At 32.7% G+C, this 18,413-nt stretch carries 23 protein-coding genes, 2 tRNA genes and 1 pseudogene; 15 read left to right on the forward strand and 11 right to left on the reverse strand.

Annotation, left to right across the window (positions count from 1 at the left end; all coding sequences use genetic code 11):
- The first annotated feature begins 295 nt into the window (after positions 1-295).
- Genes AB3211_RS03115 through AB3211_RS03125 form a run of 3 tightly spaced genes read left to right on the forward strand, consistent with a single transcriptional unit; the run spans position 296 to position 1,507 of the window.
- Positions 296-571, forward strand: a complete 276-nt coding sequence (locus tag AB3211_RS03115; RefSeq protein WP_341761379.1) for an AbrB/MazE/SpoVT family DNA-binding domain-containing protein — start codon at positions 296-298, stop codon at positions 569-571.
- The gene (locus tag AB3211_RS03120; RefSeq protein WP_367364661.1) at positions 564-953 is read left to right on the forward strand and encodes a type II toxin-antitoxin system VapC family toxin; all 390 of its coding nucleotides are present in this window, start codon (positions 564-566) and stop codon (positions 951-953) included. The genes AB3211_RS03115 and AB3211_RS03120 overlap by 8 nt, the downstream gene beginning before the upstream one ends.
- Complete coding sequence (locus AB3211_RS03125) at positions 953-1,507, forward strand: recombinase family protein (protein ID WP_367364662.1); 555 nt, start codon at positions 953-955, stop codon at positions 1,505-1,507. The genes AB3211_RS03120 and AB3211_RS03125 overlap by 1 nt, the downstream gene beginning before the upstream one ends.
- A gap of 131 nt (positions 1,508-1,638) precedes the next feature.
- On the opposite strand, the gene AB3211_RS03130 is transcribed toward AB3211_RS03125, so the two are convergent.
- Positions 1,639-2,529, reverse strand: a complete 891-nt coding sequence (locus tag AB3211_RS03130; RefSeq protein ID WP_367363772.1) for an IS982 family transposase — start codon at positions 2,527-2,529, stop codon at positions 1,639-1,641.
- Positions 2,530-2,994: 465 nt separating this feature from the next.
- On the opposite strand from AB3211_RS03130, the gene AB3211_RS03135 reads away from it, so the two are divergent.
- From AB3211_RS03135 to AB3211_RS03165, 7 genes and pseudogenes are all read left to right on the forward strand, one after another.
- Positions 2,995-3,312 carry a hypothetical protein gene (locus AB3211_RS03135; protein WP_367364663.1) on the forward strand — a complete coding sequence of 106 codons (318 nt, stop codon included), beginning with the start codon at positions 2,995-2,997 and terminating at the stop codon, positions 3,310-3,312.
- A complete protein-coding gene (locus AB3211_RS03140) occupies positions 3,293-3,475 on the forward strand; it encodes a recombinase family protein (RefSeq protein ID WP_367364664.1) in 183 nt (60 codons plus the stop codon). Before AB3211_RS03135 ends, AB3211_RS03140 begins: the two co-directional genes overlap by 20 nt.
- A 343-nt stretch (positions 3,476-3,818) precedes the next feature.
- Entirely contained in the window at positions 3,819-6,281 is a 2,463-nt protein-coding gene (locus AB3211_RS03145; protein ID WP_367364665.1) for an ankyrin repeat domain-containing protein, read from the forward strand.
- A gap of 365 nt (positions 6,282-6,646) precedes the next feature.
- On the forward strand, positions 6,647-7,129 hold the full coding sequence (locus AB3211_RS03150; protein WP_367364666.1) for a ProQ/FINO family protein: 483 nt from the start codon (positions 6,647-6,649) through the stop codon (positions 7,127-7,129).
- Between the two features lie 253 nt (positions 7,130-7,382).
- On the forward strand, positions 7,383-7,610 hold the full coding sequence (locus AB3211_RS03155) for a ribbon-helix-helix protein, CopG family (protein WP_341757649.1): 228 nt from the start codon (positions 7,383-7,385) through the stop codon (positions 7,608-7,610).
- Positions 7,607-7,969, forward strand: coding sequence for a type II toxin-antitoxin system VapC family toxin (locus AB3211_RS03160; protein ID WP_341757650.1), 363 nt, complete (start codon positions 7,607-7,609; stop codon positions 7,967-7,969). Before AB3211_RS03155 ends, AB3211_RS03160 begins: the two co-directional genes overlap by 4 nt.
- 12 nt (positions 7,970-7,981) lie before the next feature.
- Positions 7,982-8,592: pseudogene (locus tag AB3211_RS03165) on the forward strand (recombinase family protein).
- Here the strand turns inward: AB3211_RS03165 and AB3211_RS03170 are convergent.
- The gene (locus tag AB3211_RS03170) at positions 8,551-9,735 is read right to left on the reverse strand and encodes an IS256 family transposase (RefSeq protein WP_367364807.1); all 1,185 of its coding nucleotides are present in this window, start codon (positions 9,733-9,735) and stop codon (positions 8,551-8,553) included. The pseudogene AB3211_RS03165 and the gene AB3211_RS03170 overlap by 42 nt on opposite strands.
- A 605-nt stretch (positions 9,736-10,340) precedes the next feature.
- On the reverse strand, positions 10,341-10,409 hold the full coding sequence (locus tag AB3211_RS03175; RefSeq protein ID WP_367364808.1) for a hypothetical protein: 69 nt from the start codon (positions 10,407-10,409) through the stop codon (positions 10,341-10,343).
- A gap of 122 nt (positions 10,410-10,531) precedes the next feature.
- On the opposite strand from AB3211_RS03175, the gene AB3211_RS03180 reads away from it, so the two are divergent.
- The 4 genes from AB3211_RS03180 (at position 10,532) to AB3211_RS03195 (ending at position 12,934) form a co-directional block, all read left to right on the forward strand.
- Positions 10,532-10,885 (forward strand): transposase, encoded by a 354-nt coding sequence (locus AB3211_RS03180; RefSeq protein ID WP_367364667.1) that lies wholly within the window; start codon positions 10,532-10,534, stop codon positions 10,883-10,885.
- The gene (tnpB, locus tag AB3211_RS03185; RefSeq protein WP_367364668.1) at positions 10,879-11,229 is read left to right on the forward strand and encodes an IS66 family insertion sequence element accessory protein TnpB; all 351 of its coding nucleotides are present in this window, start codon (positions 10,879-10,881) and stop codon (positions 11,227-11,229) included. Before AB3211_RS03180 ends, tnpB begins: the two co-directional genes overlap by 7 nt.
- 37 nt (positions 11,230-11,266) lie before the next feature.
- Positions 11,267-12,586 carry an IS66 family transposase gene (gene tnpC, locus AB3211_RS03190; protein WP_367364669.1) on the forward strand — a complete coding sequence of 440 codons (1,320 nt, stop codon included), beginning with the start codon at positions 11,267-11,269 and terminating at the stop codon, positions 12,584-12,586.
- 174 nt (positions 12,587-12,760) lie between these two features.
- Positions 12,761-12,934, forward strand: a complete 174-nt coding sequence (locus AB3211_RS03195; protein ID WP_367364670.1) for a hypothetical protein — start codon at positions 12,761-12,763, stop codon at positions 12,932-12,934.
- 22 nt (positions 12,935-12,956) lie between these two features.
- On the opposite strand, the gene AB3211_RS03200 is transcribed toward AB3211_RS03195, so the two are convergent.
- From AB3211_RS03200 to AB3211_RS03210, 3 genes are all read right to left on the reverse strand, one after another.
- A tRNA-Thr gene (locus AB3211_RS03200) sits at positions 12,957-13,032 on the reverse strand.
- Positions 13,033-13,094: 62 nt separating this feature from the next.
- Positions 13,095-14,402 (reverse strand): Tol-Pal system beta propeller repeat protein TolB, encoded by a 1,308-nt coding sequence (gene tolB, locus AB3211_RS03205; protein WP_367364671.1) that lies wholly within the window; start codon positions 14,400-14,402, stop codon positions 13,095-13,097.
- 129 nt (positions 14,403-14,531) lie between these two features.
- Positions 14,532-14,614: transfer RNA gene (locus AB3211_RS03210), tRNA-Val, on the reverse strand.
- Between the two features lie 137 nt (positions 14,615-14,751).
- On the opposite strand from AB3211_RS03210, the gene AB3211_RS03215 reads away from it, so the two are divergent.
- Entirely contained in the window at positions 14,752-14,874 is a 123-nt protein-coding gene (locus AB3211_RS03215) for a hypothetical protein (protein ID WP_367364672.1), read from the forward strand.
- A 124-nt stretch (positions 14,875-14,998) separates the two neighbouring features.
- Here AB3211_RS03215 and AB3211_RS03220 read toward each other — a convergent pair whose 3' ends face one another.
- From AB3211_RS03220 to istA, 5 genes are all read right to left on the reverse strand, one after another.
- Positions 14,999-15,229 carry an ATP-binding protein gene (locus AB3211_RS03220; protein WP_367363753.1) on the reverse strand — a complete coding sequence of 77 codons (231 nt, stop codon included), beginning with the start codon at positions 15,227-15,229 and terminating at the stop codon, positions 14,999-15,001.
- 40 nt (positions 15,230-15,269) lie between these two features.
- Positions 15,270-15,458: a hypothetical protein gene (locus AB3211_RS03225; protein ID WP_367364673.1), complete on the reverse strand. Its 189-nt coding sequence runs from the start codon at positions 15,456-15,458 to the stop codon at positions 15,270-15,272.
- Between the two features lie 21 nt (positions 15,459-15,479).
- A protein-coding gene (locus AB3211_RS03230; RefSeq protein ID WP_367364674.1) for an IS5 family transposase occupies positions 15,480-16,243 on the reverse strand; the annotation gives its coding sequence in 2 pieces (ribosomal slippage) (positions 15,480-15,908 and positions 15,911-16,243; 762 coding nt in all).
- Between the two features lie 59 nt (positions 16,244-16,302).
- On the reverse strand, positions 16,303-16,710 hold the full coding sequence (locus AB3211_RS03235) for an ATP-binding protein (RefSeq protein ID WP_367364651.1): 408 nt from the start codon (positions 16,708-16,710) through the stop codon (positions 16,303-16,305).
- Complete coding sequence (gene istA, locus AB3211_RS03240) at positions 16,711-18,180, reverse strand: IS21 family transposase (protein WP_367364675.1); 1,470 nt, start codon at positions 18,178-18,180, stop codon at positions 16,711-16,713.
- Positions 18,181-18,413: the final 233 nt, after the last annotated feature.

Raw genomic sequence — 18,413 nt, forward strand, 5'->3', positions numbered from 1 at the left:
AGAGTACAGAAAGATGTTATTGAAATGTTAGAAAAAAAATCCTGATGCATTTTCTTTTTTTCAAAAATGATGTCTTTAAAACGTAGGGAAAATATTTATAGACACGTTAGATTTAGGGACGTATTTTAGAGGCGGTTTTTAGAGAGTTTTAGCAAGACTTTTTACATTCTTCACTCCCATCTATAAAACGTTCATTTTTTAGACATAGTAAATCTATAAATTTGTTGCTTAATTTATCTAAATGACATATAATAATAAATGATAAAATGACTTAAACAAGTATTTGGTATAGAATATGGAGAAATTAATAACAAATATGGATCAACATGGCAGAGTATTAATTCCATCAGAAATAAGAGAAAGGCTTAATATACAACCGGGTGATAAAGTTAATCTAGAAGTTTATGAAAATGAGGTAAAGATAATTAATGCTAACCAAATAATAGATGAGATGCATGCAATCTTTACAAAAAACCAAAATAATAGAAAAGATTCAGTGGTAGATGATTTTATAAACAGAAAGCATGAAGAATACCAAATAGAAGAAAATAGAAGTATAAAAAATGGCTAATAAAATAGTGTTTGATTCCTCTGCTCTTATAATGCTATTTGCAAAAGAACTTGGATATGAATCCATAAGGCAACATATGAAATATGCAATAATCTCAAGTGTAAATATTGCGGAAGTATACAAATACTGTATTGAAGTACAAAATTTAACAGAAGACGACTGTAGAAACCTGATAAAGCTTTCCGGTATCAAAATTATAGATTTTTGTGAAGAACAAGCATTAATAACAGCAAAAATAATCAAAAAGACAAAACAGTATGGTCTATCCTTAGGAGATAGGGGGTGTATTGCTTTAGCAATGTTTAAAAATTACCCTATACTTACTTGTGATAAGATATGGCAAAAAGTTGACCTTGATATTGAATTCATAATGGCAAGGTAATGACTGATATTTTGGGATATGCACGTGTATCAACGCAACAACAAGACTTAGATTCTCAGAGACACCGTCTTAAAAAAGCGGGAGCTATTAAAATATTTGAAGATGTTATCAGTGGTAGAATATTTGAACGTCCGGGATTGGAGGAATTAATTGCTTATGCTAGACCCAATGATTTACTTTGTATAGTACGACTCGATCGTTTGGGACGCAGTTTAAAAGAATTGCTTGAAACAGTAGAATATCTTAAGGAAAATAAGATTGGTTTGATGTCTCTTGAAGAAAAGATTGATACCTCTTCTGCTGCTGGAGAACTTGTATTCCATGTATTCGGTGCTATTGCCCATTTTGAAAGACGACTAATTTCAGAACGCACTAAGGAAGGAATCAATGCTGCACGTTTAAAAGGTAAAACTCCCGGGCGTCCTAACTTAGATAAAGAAAAACTTGATGCAGCATTAAGATTAATTAAAACCGGAATATCCCCTACTAACGCTGCAAAACAATTACAAATTGGGCGGTCTACAATATATCGTGAATTAAAATATACTCAATAGGGCTATTAAACTTCTTTAGCTTTAGGTTCATTTGAAAAAGATAAAAGAAGAACTCCAGCTAAATTTAGCAGAACTATCTGATCATTGGTAGCTTCCCATATATTTGGATCAATTCTAAGAACCTTTTTACGTCAATTCGGGATAAGGATATTGAGAACATGTAGATTAAAATCAAATTTTGTTGAAGGTTTATTTTTCTTTAATGAATAAGCAACAAGAGTAGATAATATATGGACAAAGGCATTTATTGGTGATCTATGTCTAGTATGTTCAAGGTTCATTTTATTTTTTAGATAATCAAAAACTGTTTCAATTAAGTTACGCTTTCGAAGTAAGATTTTTTCTTTCAAATCCATTAATTTATTTTCCATATTCTTCTTAATTCCATGAATCATTTTTAAGCCTCTTTCATATAAATTTAAGAACAAATTTTGCTTAATATAACCTTTATCAGCTGCTATAATTCCAGTTAATCTTTTTGTTAACTCCGGTACTGGAACCCTATCATCTACATTGCCTTTGGTCACTTTTAATGCCATAAACTCCCCTTTATTATTGATTATTACATGTAATTTAAAACCATAAAAATACCCCATAGAGGATTTACTATGTTTGGCTAATCCTTTAAAAACTTTATTGCTATAACGCCTTTTATTGTGACAAGCTTTAATCGTTGTAGAGTCAATAAAATAAATACCTGTTTCCTCACCAAACAACAAATGAATCAACATATTTAGCGGTATGAATAATCGTGCCATTAATTCAACAAATCTATTATAACTCAAGGCTTTAGGGAAATCATCCTTATGCATGCACTCTATATAACTTTTATAGAAAAATTTAAAATTCTTAGCATAGGATGTATGAAACATAATTATTATTGTTAACATTTCACTTAAACTCATGCTACAACAGCGATTTCTCTGCTTATTTGATGGTAATAACTTTCTCTGTTCATACTCCAAATAAATTTTACAAAAATCATCTATAAAACTATATAATTCTGTGATATCTTTTTTCATGCCTGTAGTTTGTTTTTTTGTTTAAAAATATAAATACTGCAGGCACTCCTTTTTGACAATCCTTTTATCTATTACTATTTCATCTATATCTTATCCCGAACTGACGTTTTTTACAAACCATTCTTGCTGGTTTTGTCGCATCTGTTAGTTTATGTGTAACGTGCCAAGATAAATTGCCTAAATTGAGCCAAATTATTTTGCCTTATTCTAAGTCCTGTTAATTACTCATCTTCAGATTGTTCTATTTGAAATTTTGGTAGAAATGAATTGCATTAATATGTAATATTCCACTGACTTCTATCAATTATTAAATTGTCTTCAATACTTTCAAACGAGAGATCATGCTATCAAGTTGATGAAAAAATGCTCAGTACATGACAAAAAGATTAACAAGAAGAAAAAAGAGAGGATAACGCATAATCAAAGTCCTATAACTTAGGTTATTCAAGCTTAAGAAGAAGGAGTATGAGTTCAGCGTTATCACAACTATTAGGAAACTATTTTTTTAAGAGTTTTGCAAGCATAAAATTAATAGAACAAATAATATTAGGATTACTGCAAGTGAGAGATGTAAATCTTACACAGCTTGCCTTAATGATAAAAGGAGATAAGCAAGAATCACGCTATAAGAAATTACAGAGATTTTTTGCCAAATGTAAATTATCATATACGTCCTTAGCCAAGTTACTGGTTAGGTTGGCTGGAATTGATACTGATCAATGGCTACTAGTGCTTGATCGGACAAATTGGAAATTTGGCAAGCTTGACATCAATATTTTCTGAAGATGAAAGACAAAATACAGATTTGCAAGATGATGCTTTGATAAGAGCTAAAGTTGATCAACGCAGCAATATATTTAAAGATCAAGCCAGTGGAGCAAAAATAAAAAGAACTGGTTTAGAAGAAGCTTTGAATTTTCTTATAAAAGGGGATTGCTTATACTGATTATCTTTCAAAATAGAATTAATAATTTAATTCTAACTAATGATAGACCTAATACTAAATGATACCATGTTAATTCTATTTTGAAAGATACTCAGTATTAGTTGTTTGGAAGCTAGATAGGTTAGGGCGTTCTTTACCTCATTTAATACGGAATCAACGTAAGCGTTTGGTAAAGGTGATATAGATTTACTATTTACTCTTTATTGACTTTATAATCTTGAATTGTTGTAAGTACTTTTTGTAGATATTTCCAAGGATTAATATTAGTATTATTTTTTTAATGGGATAGACAATTCGTATAAACAAAGATCTGTAAAAATTAAGAATGAGACTATAGAAAGATATGTATAGTAAATTGAAGCGTTTTTTTAGTAGAGCAAGAAAACTATCTCTAAGCGAACAGTTGTTGAATGCAATTCAGGCAGAGGATAAAACACAGTGTATAACAATTGTTAGTAACAATGAACAAAATCTAGAAAATTTAGATTTGTCAAAATGTCAACTAGCTTTACTTAAGAATCTAGCTGACAACCAAAATCAAGAGAGTCACATATTTTCTGATTTCAAACAGTCATTTGTAGATAGATTATCTGTAGAGCATATACCATCAACATTTTCAAGACAGATAAGCACACCTTCTAGAGGAACTGCTGTACCAAAGACATTTGTTACCCAAAAAAGTGTACCTTCTAGTATTCCCATTGTAGATATATCACTGTCAGAGCTGGTAAGTACAAGTTCTAGAGCATCTTCTGTGCAAGAACCATCTTTAGACTCTATAGATTCTATGATATTGTATAGACTTATACAAAAGAATGATACTCATGCACTAAATGTATGTTTAGGACATAATATTGATCATAATATTGTAAGAAGCATATTAGATACAACAATAAAGCAAGATAATGTAGAAATAGTAGAATTATTATTAGGGTACTACACTGATGTTAATGCTAAAAATTCTTTAGGTAACACTCTATTACATATAGCAGTAAAATCAAAGAGTAAAAAAATAGTAGAGTTGTTATTAAATGGTAACACTGATGTTAATATTGCGTTCTTACACAATTCTCCCTTGTATATAGCAATATCTAATAATTCTACTGAGATAGTAGAACTATTATTAACAAAATTGCAAACAGTAACTAAAGAAGAATTATTTAAAGCAGTAAAAAATGGTAATACTCAAATAGTACAATTGTTATTACCCAAGATTACTAATATTGATGCTATAGATTACAGTGGACGAACTGCATTACACATAGCATCATCTGATGGTAATATTAACATGGTTGAGTTTCTGTTACAACACCAAGCTAATCCTAATACTAAAGATAATGAGCAAAAAACACCGTTGGAATCAGCAATATCTAATAATTCTACTGAGATAGTAGAACTATTATTAACAAAATTGCAAACAGTAACTAAAGAAGAATTATTTAAAGCAGTAAAAAATGATAATACTCATATAATACAATTGTTATTACCCAAGATTACTAATATTGATATTAATACTATAGATTATAGTGGACGAACTGAATTACACATAGCATCATCTGATGGTAATATTAACATGGTTAAGTTTCTGTTACAATACCAAGCTAATCCTAATACTAAAGATAATAAACAAAAAACACCGTTGGAATCAGCAATATATCATGGTCATTTAAATATAGTGAAGCTGTTGTTTGATCACAAAGCTCATGATGACCTCACACATTTATTAGTTACAGCAGCAGTGAATAATCACAATAAAATTGTAAAACTTTTATTAGAAGAAAAAAATGCTAACCCGAGAAATACCAAGTACAACGCAATGCCCTTGTTACATGTTATGATAACAAAGGGTAATATTGATATTGTAAAGATGCTAATAGAACATGGTGGTAATATTAATGTTGTATATAATTGTGAATATCCAATAGATGTTGCAATAAAAAAAGAACAATATCAAATACTGGAGTACTTGTTAGAACATAAAGATAAGATGGTTGAATATTTTTATGCGGTTGACTTTTCTGATCTTTTATTATCTAAGGCAATACATAATGATTGTCCTAAATTATTAGATATTTTATTGGAGAAACAGCACCAAGAGGTTAATTCTTTATGCAAATATAAAGGTAGTCCATTTAAAGATTCCTCTTCTCTAATACATATAGCTGCGTATTATGGAAATTTAGTACAACATCTATTAAACAAAGGAGTTAATATTGATTTAGTAGACAAAAATGGAGATACTGTGGCACACGTGGCAGTAATGAGAAATAATATTGATGTATTTAAGACTTTACTAAACAAAGGAGCTAATATAGATATAAAAAACAATAATGGTACATCTGTTCTAGATTTAGTTAATAATAGTAACAATCAAAATTTTGTTGATTATAGACAAGCACTTGACAAACTATCTGCATGTGTTATTCCTATTATAGTTGATGAAACACAGTCATTAAATGCTTCACATAGAAATATTTTGCAACAATATCAAGAGGTGAGAGAAAATTTATTATTCATACATTATATAAAACAAGGACTAGAAGCTCATGGAATTGATAATACAAGTGATATTAATAATTTATGGGTAAAACTAAATAATCGTATTAGTGAGTCTTATTTTCAGATTACTAACATAGTACAGACAAAATGTGTTCTTGAAAAAGGATTTGAGATATCTACTGATATACTAATGAAGATTTGTAAACATTTAAAATTAACTGATATAATTAATGATACAAAGGCTACTTGCACAAGTGATGTAAGTGATTTAGGAGCATGTTCAGACTTGATATCATTTGATTCGTGAAAATTGAAGTTATAAGCACCAAACAAACTGCTGTGCATTTGTAATAACATACATTGTATGAAATGTATGACCAAGTAAAGATTGAGTCAAATTTTTGGCAGACTTAAAGATGAAATATGAATTTACAAAAAATTATCAATCTCAACAAATTTAAAAAAAGATTCACAATAAAACGGACAATTACCTTGTTACAAAACCCGGACATTTTAGAATGTTATTGACAGTACAAAACTTATGGGTAGTTTAGCACAACATTGGGAACAAATAGGTGAAGATATATTAGTAAAAACGAGAAAAATGGTAGTTCTATTGAAGCAATCCAAAAACTAAAATCTTCTAGATAATTCCATCTATATTGCTTACCAATGATAAAATATATTATGTATAATAGACCAATATTAAGATTAAAGACAAATATAACTCAAGTCAAACCTAGCGTTAACAATAATGCTGAGCTAGCAGGCAATAATACAGCTCAGCCTGTAATTATACAGACAAACAACCATACCAACATCACTTCCAAAGAGAAGAACACCCAAATTCAATTAAAAGCCCGACCGAAAATATTACTAAGTAAGGATGAATATACTAATATCTTAAACTTGCTGCAAACTACTTACCCCAAATGTTTTACCACCCCACCTACTCCCCTAGCTATTGGTATTCATAAGGAGTTACTTTTGTTAGAGCAAGAGTATTTGCCTAAAACTAAAATACGTAAATTTTTGAGAATATATTGTCGCAATATAAACTATCGTAAAGCTATAATTTTAGGGAGCAATAGAGTAAACTTAAATGGTACAGTAGTTGGTACTATTACAGAAAATAAGCCTTTAAAGCAAAATTAACTTATGAATTCTCAAAATCTCTATAGTACTCTTAGTCACTGTCCAATAAATTATAAGTTAGTGGACAGTAATAAATAGGTTTAATTTATTATCTATTTAATCGATAATTAACATATAGTAGACAGTATAGTATACTATTCCACTTAGTAGACAATTCTTTGATTGAAAGTAACAACTATTAACTTGAATTCAATGATAAAGCTTATTATATCAGATGACGATAACACATATAATAAATTGGAAATAGAGCATTATGAGAACAATAGTTGACATACCTGATAAACAAATAGAAATTCTAGACCAGCTATCTAAAAGAAAAAAAGTATCAAGAGCGGAAATTGTAAGGCAAGCTTTAGATAATTATATTGGTAGTTATAATAAAAGTAAGGAAAATTATCGAATGGCATTTGGGATTTGGAAAGGAAAAAATATAGATAGTTTGCTATATCAACAAAAACTAAGAGATGAATGGTCTAAATGAAAGCATTATTTGATACTAATATTTTAATAGACTATTTACAAGGAATTGTAGAGGCCGGTAAAGAAATTGAACAATATAAGGATCCCCAAATTAGTGTGATAACTAAAATAGAAATATTAGTTGGAACTACAGAAGATGATGAACAAGCTATTAGAGAATTTTTAAATAATTTTACTGTTATTAATCTTAATGAGGAAATTTGTGAAATAGCCATATCTCTTAGGAAGAAACATAGAATTAAAATACCTGATGCCATAATATGGGCAACTGCTCAATATAATAATGGTTTACTAATAACAAGAAATATTAAAGACTTTCCTAATCATTCATCGGATATAAAGATTCCGTATTATATATAAGTAGAATATTATATGAGATTATTTGGTTATGCTAGAGTATCAACTTCCGATCAATCATTAGAAATACAAAAGCAAGCTCTTAAAAAAGCAGGAGTGCAAGAATCAAGAATATTTTTTGACAAACTAACTGGTAGTAATCTTGATAGGGAGGGACTAAACTTATTAATGGTGAAAGTAGGGTGATGTAGTGTTAATTACCAAGCTCGATAGATTAGGTAGGGATACGGCAGATATGATAAGCTTAATTAATCGCTTTAACAAAATAAATGTAGGAGTACGTTTTTTAGATGACAGTATTAGTACCGAAGGGTCAACTGGTAAAATGGTATAACCATTTTATCGGTAGTAGCAGAAGCAGAACGTCACCGGATTCTAGAGCGTACAAATGAAGGTCGACTTGAAGCAAAGCTCAAAGGCATAAAATTTGGAGCTAAGCGGCGAATTGATCGAAAACAATTACTGCAATATAAGGATCAGGGTATTCAGCTTTAGCTAAAAAGATGGGTATAAGTCGTGCCGCTGTGTACAAAATATTAAACGATCTTTCGAGAACATTCGCTGAACTGTGTCAGTATAGAATATCATACTTTAAAATTCAACCTATCAGGGAAGAAAATATCTAGCTGCGAAACGGTCACTGCCCAATTTGGTATTGGCATATTCCATTTAGCTGTAATCTGTTTTATAGCACAAAATACCAGTTTAAACAAGGCATTTTCACTAGTAAAAGCTCCTTTTGTTTTAGTATATTTTCTGACTTGACGGTGAAAGCCCTCAATCGGATTGGTGGTATAAATCAGCTTTCTAATCTCGCCTGAATACTTAAAATAAGTTGCTAGATTATCCCAATTTTGTTGCCAAGATTTAATAACCATCGGATATTTTTTACCCCATTTTTCCTCAAGTCGTAGCAGGTTATATTCTGCCACATCTCTACTTTCCGCTTGGTAAATCATCTTTAAATCTACCATAAATGATTTCTGATCTTTGCTAGCTACATGCTTTAAAGAATTACGAATTTGATGTACTATACAAAGCTGTATTTCAGTTTTTGGAAATACTGTATTAATGGCTTCCGGAAAACCTTTCAGCCCGTCAATACAGGTTATTAATATATCTCTCATACCACGTGTTTTTAAATCGTTAAGAACACCTAACCAAAAATGTGATCCTTCTGATTCACAAGCATAAAATCCTAGAATATCCTTATGACCATTTTGGTCAATCCCCATAATATTATAAACAACTTTAGTTGTTACTTTGTTATCTTGTCTAACCTTAAAAAACATAGCATCAAGAAAAACTATCGCATACATCGCTTCAAGTGGTCTACTTCGCCATTCATTTAATTGCGGCATCAGCTTGTCGGTAACAGATGAAATTGTAGCAGCTGATACCTCTACACCATATATCTCTTGTAGGTGTCCAGCAATCCCTTCGTAAGATGTCCCAAGATCATAAAGAGCTAATATTTTATTATCCAGCTCCTCATTTAAAATAGTTTGTCTTTTTTTAATCAATTGTGGTTCAAAACTACCATTACGGTCTCTTGGTGTTTCAAGTTCGAAGGAACCTGTAGCCGTCTTCATAGTCTTAGTATTAATGCCGTTTCTACGGTTACTACCTTGTTCCAAACTATTTTCTAGTAAGTGATAATCCATTTCACCTTCTAGGGCAAGCTCCGTAAAATCTTTCACTAAAGACGTTAGCAGTCCACTTGGACCAAGTAATGGCTTGCCTTGGTATAGTCCTTGTATGATCTCCATACATTTATCTTGATTAAGTATTTGTGATACTTTATCTAGTTGAATTGGTTTCATTGGTTTACTCATGTCAAATTTCCTATTATTTTACGCGAAGAACATGTGGATAAGTTGATAGTAACTTATCCACATTCTTCGCTATTTACAACATCAATAATCTTTATTTTATATATTTAAAAGATTATCTTTTTCTATTTGACACAGTTAGACGAACATTCCCGATCTTTCCTAGGGAAAAATCTGTGTTACAAGATTAGTTAGGAAATTTAATACTTTTACTAGGGCATGTCATCAATTGAGCCAAATGACTATGGAAGCATATAAATAGCCCTAGAAAGCTCTTTGTAGATTGTAATCAGCTTTTGTAAAATATTTTATAGGCTCATAAATATTAATCTGTCTTTTAAAAATATTTTAATATAATAACATCACCTTATTAACTTAATATCTACTTGATTGATTTCTAAGTTATACCAAGTGTAAATTGTAATCAGCTATTGCCCCCCCTAACCACATAAAAAAATTAGTTAATTTTGGTTAAAATTCAGATAGAATTTTCTAAAATCATTGTAATTTTTAATTAATACCGTAGTCTATTATTTTAATCTTTAATCTACATCTTTCCCTCCTCTAAAACTTTTATTACCAGTTTCTATGATTTGACAATGATGTGTCAATCTATCGATAATTACTTTTGTTGCCTTAGCATTACCAAAGTAACCGTCTAGTAAAGGTGGTCTTATAAAAGAAGAAAGATGTAAGTATTATTCTGTAGTAGAAAGAACAAAGGAATAATAGTATGAATAAAAGTAGGATGTCTATTACAGCTGAACAAAAGAGACAAATAATTTCAGAGTCATATGTGTCCGGGTGTGTTATATCACAAGTTGCTCAGTCTTATGGAATTTCGAAGAAGACATTATACGGATGGCGTAGTAAGGAAAGGAGAATAAGAGGGGAAGAGGCAGCAGTAAATAATTCAGGCAACAAATTTGTAGAATTATCAATACAGAAAACAACAGTACAGGAAACAAAATGTGCAATATTAAAGAAAGCTGAATTGACATTTAGTGATTTTTCTTTATCAATTGAAGGTAATGTTAGTAGTAGCAAATTATTAGAGATAGTTAAAATATTGGATAGAGCATGCTAGATATAGGGCATGATAGCAAGATCTATCTTTGTACCGGTTGTACTGACATGCGTAAGGGCATTAACGGTTTATCAATACTGGCACAATCAATATTGTCAGAGCAATTTCACAAGAGTGCCTTATTTGTATTTAGGGGTAAAAAGGCTGACCGGATAAAAATATTGTGGTGGGACGGACAAGGTTTTTGTTTATATTACAAATGTCTTGATAGCGGTAAATTTATATGGCCTAAGGTTGACGAGAAGCAATCTGTTGGAATTACCAAAGCCCAGCTATCAATGTTGATAGAAGCTATTGACTGGCGGAATCCAAAATGGTTTAATAGACCTCAATATGCTGGATAAAAATTTGATGTAAAAGTATATATTATTGATAACAGTTATGGTTTATGATTTAAACAATTCACCTAGTGATATACCAGTGTTGCATAAGATGCTTGCGGCATTAAATAATAATATACAGTCACTAATTACAGAGAATCAATTGCTGACTACAGAAAACCAGTCATTAACCACTGAGAATCAATCATTAAGAGAACAGCTGGCATTACTAAAAGCAAAGCGTTATGGGAAATCATCAGAAAAGCTAGATAAACAAATAGAGGAGATTGAGCTTAAAATAGAAGAAAATGAGCTTATTTTAGGATTTAAAACTGAGCAAGATAATATTAATTCCGATAAGAGTATCGCTACTGTCGATAATAGTAAGCAGAAGCCAAAACGACAAAAATTACCTAAGCATTTACCAAGAGAAGATGTGGTATTAAAACCTGTTGATCAGTGTCCTGCATGTGGTGGGGTGGAATTCCGTAAGATAAGTGATGATATCTCAGAAACATTAGAATATGTTCCATCATCATTTAAGGTGATACGGCATGTAAGACCACGCTGTGCCTGCACCCACTGTGAGAAGATAGTACAAGCCTACGCACCATCAAAAGCCATTGATAAAGGTAAGCCGGGGTCTGGGTTACTGGCACATATATTAATTCAGAAATATTGCAATCATCTGCCATTATATCGTCAATCGCAAATTTATGAGAGAGAAGGCGTAGAAATTTCGAGGACAACAATGGCAAGCTGGGCGGGACAATGTGCTAGATTGCTAGAGCCAATAGCCAAAGCAATTCAACAATTTGTCTTTGCGAGTAAACAGATACATGGTGATGATACGCCAGTAAGAGTGTTAGCTCCTGGGATTGGTAAAACCAAAATTGGGAGAATATGGACCTATGTATCAGATGGTAGACCTCATGGGGATAAGTCTCCAGTTGCAGTTTGCTATTTTTATAGCCCTGATCGGAAAGGAATAAGACCGATTGAGCATCTAAAAGATTTTACAGGGGTGCTACATGCAGATGCTTATGGTGGTTATGACCAATTATATGTCAATGATGAAAAATCAGCTGCTAAGATAGAGGAAGGATATTTAATGCAGGATCATGTGCATATGCTAATATCCATTCCTCCCAAACATTCTATTTCAACCATTGTGGGTTTTATTAAAGGTAAAAGTTCTATATGGGTAGCACAAAATATAGCAAATAAACAGCAAAATTTTGTTGGTCATAAATTTGGGGCAAGAGGATATTTTGTGAGTACCGTAGGAGCGAATGAAGAGGTAGTACGTAAATACGTTCAAAACCAAGAATCTGAGGATAAAAGAGCTGATCAACTTAACCTGTTTTACAGGTCAAAATAAGTAATATTAACCCGCTTTGAGCGGTTCTATAACAAACTCCCACTTCTAGGGGGAGTAATTGGCTAATTTTTTTATGGGGTTAGGGGGGTCAATAGCTGATTACAATTTACAGTCGTAAATACTATACTCTGAGGTTGATAGTTCACCACCAAAGTTTGTTTATGTTTTTACATAATGCATAGCATTTTGTTTGGTGCTGTTAAAAAACATACAAAACATAAAGGTTTCTCTTTTGGAAATAGAGCTTGTATAGCACTTGGTATCAAACTGAAGGTTTCTATATATACTTCTGATAAAGCTTGGGATAATTTAGAAATCAAACAAGCAGATATTAAGTTAATAAGGTGATATTATTGTATTACAATATTTATGGTGCCGATAGAGGGAATTGAACCCCCGACCTACGCGTTACGAATGCGTCGCTCTGCCAGCTGAGCTATACCGGCAATAGGTTAGCTCTAGGTTCTTATATCTTAAAAATATGTTATAAGTAGTTATAAGAATCTAGTCAATTTAACATTCTTGACCATTCAGGATCAGAAGCATCTTGAGGAGTGAGAATCTCTCTTTCATTATAACCAGTCAAATCAATGGAATATATACGATTTTTACCTGCTGTTTTGTTTCTAGGAGGCCAGCCTTTAGCAAACATAATTATCCTACCATTGGGTGACCAACACGGACCTTCAACTAGATAGCCACTAGTTATAATTCTTTCACTATTCTCATCACCATAGGAAAGTGCTTTCATCACTCCAATGGTAAAACCCTCTCCTTTAGAAAGTTTAGTAAAGGCTATATAATCTCCTCTAGGTGACCAACTTGGTGCAGTATACATTCCCCCGCCAAAACTGATACGTTCCACATTTGAACCATCAGAATTCATAATATATAATTGTCTTGATCCACTTCGATCAGAATTAAAAACTATTTTACTGCCATCCGGTGAATAGCTAGGAGAAGTATTAATACCAATACCGTTAGTCAATTGCCTAGTTGCCATGCTATTCAGATCAATTTCAAAAATATGCGTAGCTCCCTTTCTTGCTATCGACATTATAGCCTTCTCCCCTTGAGGTGAGAATCTTGGAGCAAAGGACATACCGGGAAAATTACCAACCAATCTTTCCTTACCTGTTTTAAGATCACGAACATAAACATGTGGTTTTTGCTTGTGAACATAGGATAGATACATGATCTTATCTGCTTGTGGTGAAAATCTTGGAGTAAGGACCAAATTTTTACCATCTGACAGATATTTATGATTAGCACCATCATGATCCATCATAGCTATTTTCTTTACTCGTTTTAGATAAGGTCCACTCTCTGACACATACACTATTTTTGTATCAAAATAACCTGAGTCTCCAGTAATTTTCTCATAAATTTTATCAGCTATTTTATGTGCTACTCTACGCCATAAATGTGGTGGTATTTCAAAAATCTCACCTATAAGATCTTTTTCTAAGCTTGCATCCCATAATATAAAACTAACCTTTAGCTTACCAGAAGATAGCTTTATAACTTCACCATTAATCAGAAGATTAGCATTAATGTGTCGCCAAGCAGCAAAAAGAGGTTTATGTTTTATCCCCACAATTTGTTCTATAAAAGAAGCAGTAGAAATTGGGCGGAACATGCCGGAAATCTTTAGATCATTAGATATTACACTAATTATATCAGCACCAATTACATTATTCGCACTATCATCTGCATCAAATTTATTAATGGCTATCGGTATTGGATCAACATGTCCTCGCTCTATAACTATAGTTTCTATTGCATAACTATTGAAGTTAGCAACTAACAACAGCATAACACAAAAATACCTGACCACTAATACCACCTAGATCTTTTTTTAACAATATTTAACATCAACTTGTATTTAGGTTCTGTCGCCAAAAACAACCTAAATACAAATTGATGTTAATATATAATAAAAGTTTGGTGGGCGATAGTGGACTCGAACCACCGACCTTTACGATGTCAACGTAAGGTTCGGATGGGCAAAACTATCACCACTCCCCCATACTTATTACCTTTTCAGGCTTTTTCTATTCTTATTAAAAATTTCATATGTAATTCATATGTAACTTCTCAGACAAATTTCCTGAAATTTGACCTACATAATAGTCTATTTTTAACCCTATTACAAGGGGGAAAATATGACAGAATCGTTAACTTTTTCTCGCTCTGTAGTTGAAAATCAAGATATTATCTTTTATAACATAGTCGGTAATTTTGTCCCGCCTGAGTGGCGGAATCTTACCAACAATTGTGGTATGTAAATTGTAATCAGCTATTGCCCCCCTAACCACATAAAAAAATTAGTTAATTTTGGTTAAAATTCAGATAGAATTTTCTAAAATCATTGTAATTTTTAATTAATACCGTAGTCTATTATTTTAATCTTTAATCTACATCTTTCCCTCCTCTAAAACTTTTATTACCAGTTTCTATGATTTGACAATGATGTGTCAATCTATCGATAATTACTTTTGTTGCCTTAGCATTACCAAACATATCATTCCATTCTTCAAATCTCAAATGGGTAGTAATGATCACTGAAGTTTGCTCATACAATTTAGCAAATAACTCAAATAACAGGAATCTAGCTTCGGCTTTTATTGGTATACTGCTCATAAATGAAGAGTTGGTAGACGAAGATCAAAATCAACAAGTGCTAGGAGTGTCCAAGCCGAGGAGTACAGCGTACACTAGTACGTGAGCACCGCAGGTCTTGGACAACGACAACGCAATTGTTGATTTTCATCGAGTATACATAGCCTAATTCATCTACTACAATCAGATGGAATCTCTTAACTGAATCGATGAATTTGCTTTCATAATTATGGATTCTAGCATTAAGCAATTGGCTAGCTAGGGTGTGTCATCAATTGAGCCAAATTACCATGGAAGCCATATAAACAGCTCCCAAAAAGTTCTGAGATGTTTTGTCATATCGTGTTGCAATAGCTCTATATTGCTTCAATTTTGCAAAAAAGTTCTCAATCAAATGCCTAGCTTTATAGAGGTCCTTATCATACTTAGCTGGATTCACACGATTCTTCTTTGGGGGAATCACAGCTATACATCCCTTATCTTTCAGCTTATCTCGCATACGTGCATCGGCATCATAAGCCTTATCAGCAAGTACAGCATCCGCTTTCGTCAATTCATTCATCAAAACATCAGATCCTTGCAAATCATGAGCTTGACCCGGGGTAAGATGGAATCCCGTTGGATTCCCTAGAGCGTCACATGTGGCATGGATTTTAGTACTCAGCCCCCCTTTACCTCGTCCAATTGCTTGGTCATCATCTAACTCTTTTTTTTAGCACCAGCACTATGTTGATGAGTCCTAACAATGGTTGAATCAATCATGGCATACTCGTTATCAGCATCTTCAGCCGGCATCTCAAAAACCTTTTTCCACACACCTGTCTTGCTCCACCTTGAATGACGTAGGTGAATCACTCGAAAATCTCCAAAACGTTCAGGCAGGTCTCTCCAAGGTATACCAGCCCTATATCGATACAAGACTGCTTCTACAAATAGGCGATTATCCTTGGCTGTTACACCAACAGACTCTTCCCTTCCAGGTAGCTTATCTTTAATCCGATCCCATTGATCGTCACGTAGAGCATATCGACGCATAGAGAAAATTTATCCTTAATTTTTTCTCTATTACACAACAAACAAACACTCTTGTCAACTTAATTGATGACACGCCCTAATTCATTTAAAGTATAAAATCTTACCCTGTAACTTTTTTCAATGGCGGTGAACGCCAAACCAATTGCTAGATGAGTTTTTGCAGACCCAGAACCACCTATGAACATGATATTCTGATGATTATCAATCACTTTTTGTATATCAATATTTTCAACCAATTTAGCTTGGCATGTATCTGATAGTAACTTTATGGTTGGGAACTTAGCTAGTTGCAACCTATAACCTAGCGAGCGTGACTTCTTATATTCACACTCTGCTTCAAGAAGTTTCTTTAACACATCATACACACTAGTAGTAGGGACATCATTTGTTAAATTACTTGACTCAGCTAACTGCATCTTCATACCGACTAAACCTAATTTATCTAATAACAATATTAAGTCTTTCATTTAATTTACCTCCGTTGTTAAATGCAACTTGCTATAAATACTACAATCAGCATCAGGAGGATTTTTTAGCTGAATAAACTCAGTCTCTTGGATATCTAGTTTCATTGCTGGTTGCAACAAATATTGCTCAACTAATTTAGAGCTACAGCCGCCAGCAGCAATTGTTAGGTTACAAGCATTTGTTACCTTTTCTAATCCATACTTATTAACAAGTAGCAGGATATCTATAAATTGTTTATCACCATCCTTGTAAGTCTCTAACTTATTTCGTAGTTTGCCAAATATCTCAGGTAACAAACTCATTAACTCTTTGAACGGTCCACCATTACGTAAAGCACCGGGTTTACGTTCTAGAGCTGCTATATAGTGCCATGGATTATAATTCTTCTGATAGCGTTTAAAACTACGAACATGCTCTGCAATAATCTTGCTTTCATGTAAAATCACTATTTGCCAAGCATAGGATTTAATCTGTACGCTAAGTCCCACATATTCACACGGAACACTATACATATTGCTGTCGTATTGTATTAAACTCAAAGGTGATACGGTCGTTGGATGTAATCTATAACCGGTAAACTGCCCTCTATATCCTATTAAATATGCCTTCTCTTCCTCATATATTTCTAGAATCGTTCTTTCTGTAAATTCAGGATGTCTTTTAGTTTTAGCCCACTCTATAGACATCTCTCTTAGCTGAATGTTAATAGCTTCATAACTATCTCCTTTCAATATTGGAGTAAAAAAGTTACGTCTAGTGTCTCCTACTTGTTTCTCAACCTGTCCTTTCTCCCATCCTGATGCTGGACTACAGGCAAGTGGCTCAAATAAATGGTGAGAGACCATTTGGATAAACTTCTCGTTAAAGATACGATCCTTGCCAATCAATATTTTTTTGACAGCCGTCTTCATATTGTCATAAATACCATTCTTACAACAACCAGCAAAAAACTTGAAAGCTTGATCATGGGCATCCATAACCATTTCCAGCTGCTCATTAGGATAAACCACTACCAAAGAATAACGACTATAGCATAGCTTTATTCTCGCTGCTTTAACTCTAGTAACCTCCCCATTTAAACATATTTCTTCCTCTCCCCAATCAAACTGAAACGCCTGACCAGCTTCAAAATTTAATGGAATAAAAACTTGCCCGCCCCTTGCCTCGTATTCTCTACGGAAGTTTCGTACAATTAGATTCACAGATTCGTAACTTCCTGTATAACCCGATATCTGAAGCTGTTGGTATAGCTTTTTTGCCGTCATTCTACGTCGAACCGACTCCTTGCTATTCTCTGCTAATAGCTGATTTAGTACTTCAAGATGATTGCCAAGAACAGGCTTACCTTTGCTATATTTTGCTAACTCAAATTTAGTTTGATTGCTGCGAATGACTTTTTTTACTGTATTCTTTGATATATTCAGTTCTCTAGCAATTGCTTTAATTGCTTTGCCATCAACGTAATACATTCTACGTATTCTTCCAATTGTTTCCACTATAAACAACCTTTTAAAAACTCCTTAAAAAAATATTAAAAATATTAATTTTTTGGAGATATTGTTACTTATTTAGGGGGGCAATTTTCATTACAATTTTTCCCTTAAAGGGGTCAATAGCTGATTACAATTTACAATTATTGTCATTGCTAATGCAAGGGTTAGAGATTATTATTTAAAATCGGCAAAGACTTGATAAAAATTTA

Source organism: Candidatus Tisiphia endosymbiont of Nedyus quadrimaculatus (assembly GCF_964059235.1).
In the GTDB taxonomy this organism is placed as follows: Bacteria; Pseudomonadota; Alphaproteobacteria; order Rickettsiales; family Rickettsiaceae; genus Tisiphia.

Bases quoted from the DNA above. Each gene is read 5' to 3' on its own strand.
- AB3211_RS03115 (WP_341761379.1), top strand. From the start codon at position 296: ATGGAGAAATTAATAACAAATATGGATCAACATGGCAGAGTATTAATT.
- AB3211_RS03120 (WP_367364661.1), top strand. From the start codon at position 564: ATGGCTAATAAAATAGTGTTTGATTCCTCTGCTCTTATAATGCTATTT.
- AB3211_RS03125 (WP_367364662.1), top strand. From the start codon at position 953: ATGACTGATATTTTGGGATATGCACGTGTATCAACGCAACAACAAGAC.
- AB3211_RS03130 (WP_367363772.1), bottom strand. From the start codon at position 2,529: ATGAAAAAAGATATCACAGAATTATATAGTTTTATAGATGATTTTTGT.
- AB3211_RS03135 (WP_367364663.1), top strand. From the start codon at position 2,995: ATGAGTTCAGCGTTATCACAACTATTAGGAAACTATTTTTTTAAGAGT.
- AB3211_RS03145 (WP_367364665.1), top strand. From the start codon at position 3,819: ATGTATAGTAAATTGAAGCGTTTTTTTAGTAGAGCAAGAAAACTATCT.
- AB3211_RS03150 (WP_367364666.1), top strand. From the start codon at position 6,647: ATGATAAAATATATTATGTATAATAGACCAATATTAAGATTAAAGACA.
- AB3211_RS03155 (WP_341757649.1), top strand. From the start codon at position 7,383: ATGAGAACAATAGTTGACATACCTGATAAACAAATAGAAATTCTAGAC.
- AB3211_RS03160 (WP_341757650.1), top strand. From the start codon at position 7,607: ATGAAAGCATTATTTGATACTAATATTTTAATAGACTATTTACAAGGA.
- AB3211_RS03170 (WP_367364807.1), bottom strand. From the start codon at position 9,735: ATGGAGATCATACAAGGACTATACCAAGGCAAGCCATTACTTGGTCCA.
- AB3211_RS03180 (WP_367364667.1), top strand. From the start codon at position 10,532: ATGAATAAAAGTAGGATGTCTATTACAGCTGAACAAAAGAGACAAATA.
- tnpB (WP_367364668.1), top strand. From the start codon at position 10,879: ATGCTAGATATAGGGCATGATAGCAAGATCTATCTTTGTACCGGTTGT.
- tnpC (WP_367364669.1), top strand. From the start codon at position 11,267: ATGGTTTATGATTTAAACAATTCACCTAGTGATATACCAGTGTTGCAT.
- AB3211_RS03195 (WP_367364670.1), top strand. From the start codon at position 12,761: ATGCATAGCATTTTGTTTGGTGCTGTTAAAAAACATACAAAACATAAA.
- tolB (WP_367364671.1), bottom strand. From the start codon at position 14,402: ATGCTGTTGTTAGTTGCTAACTTCAATAGTTATGCAATAGAAACTATA.
- AB3211_RS03215 (WP_367364672.1), top strand. From the start codon at position 14,752: ATGACAGAATCGTTAACTTTTTCTCGCTCTGTAGTTGAAAATCAAGAT.
- AB3211_RS03220 (WP_367363753.1), bottom strand. From the start codon at position 15,229: ATGAGCAGTATACCAATAAAAGCCGAAGCTAGATTCCTGTTATTTGAG.
- AB3211_RS03235 (WP_367364651.1), bottom strand. From the start codon at position 16,710: ATGAAAGACTTAATATTGTTATTAGATAAATTAGGTTTAGTCGGTATG.
- istA (WP_367364675.1), bottom strand. From the start codon at position 18,180: ATGTATTACGTTGATGGCAAAGCAATTAAAGCAATTGCTAGAGAACTG.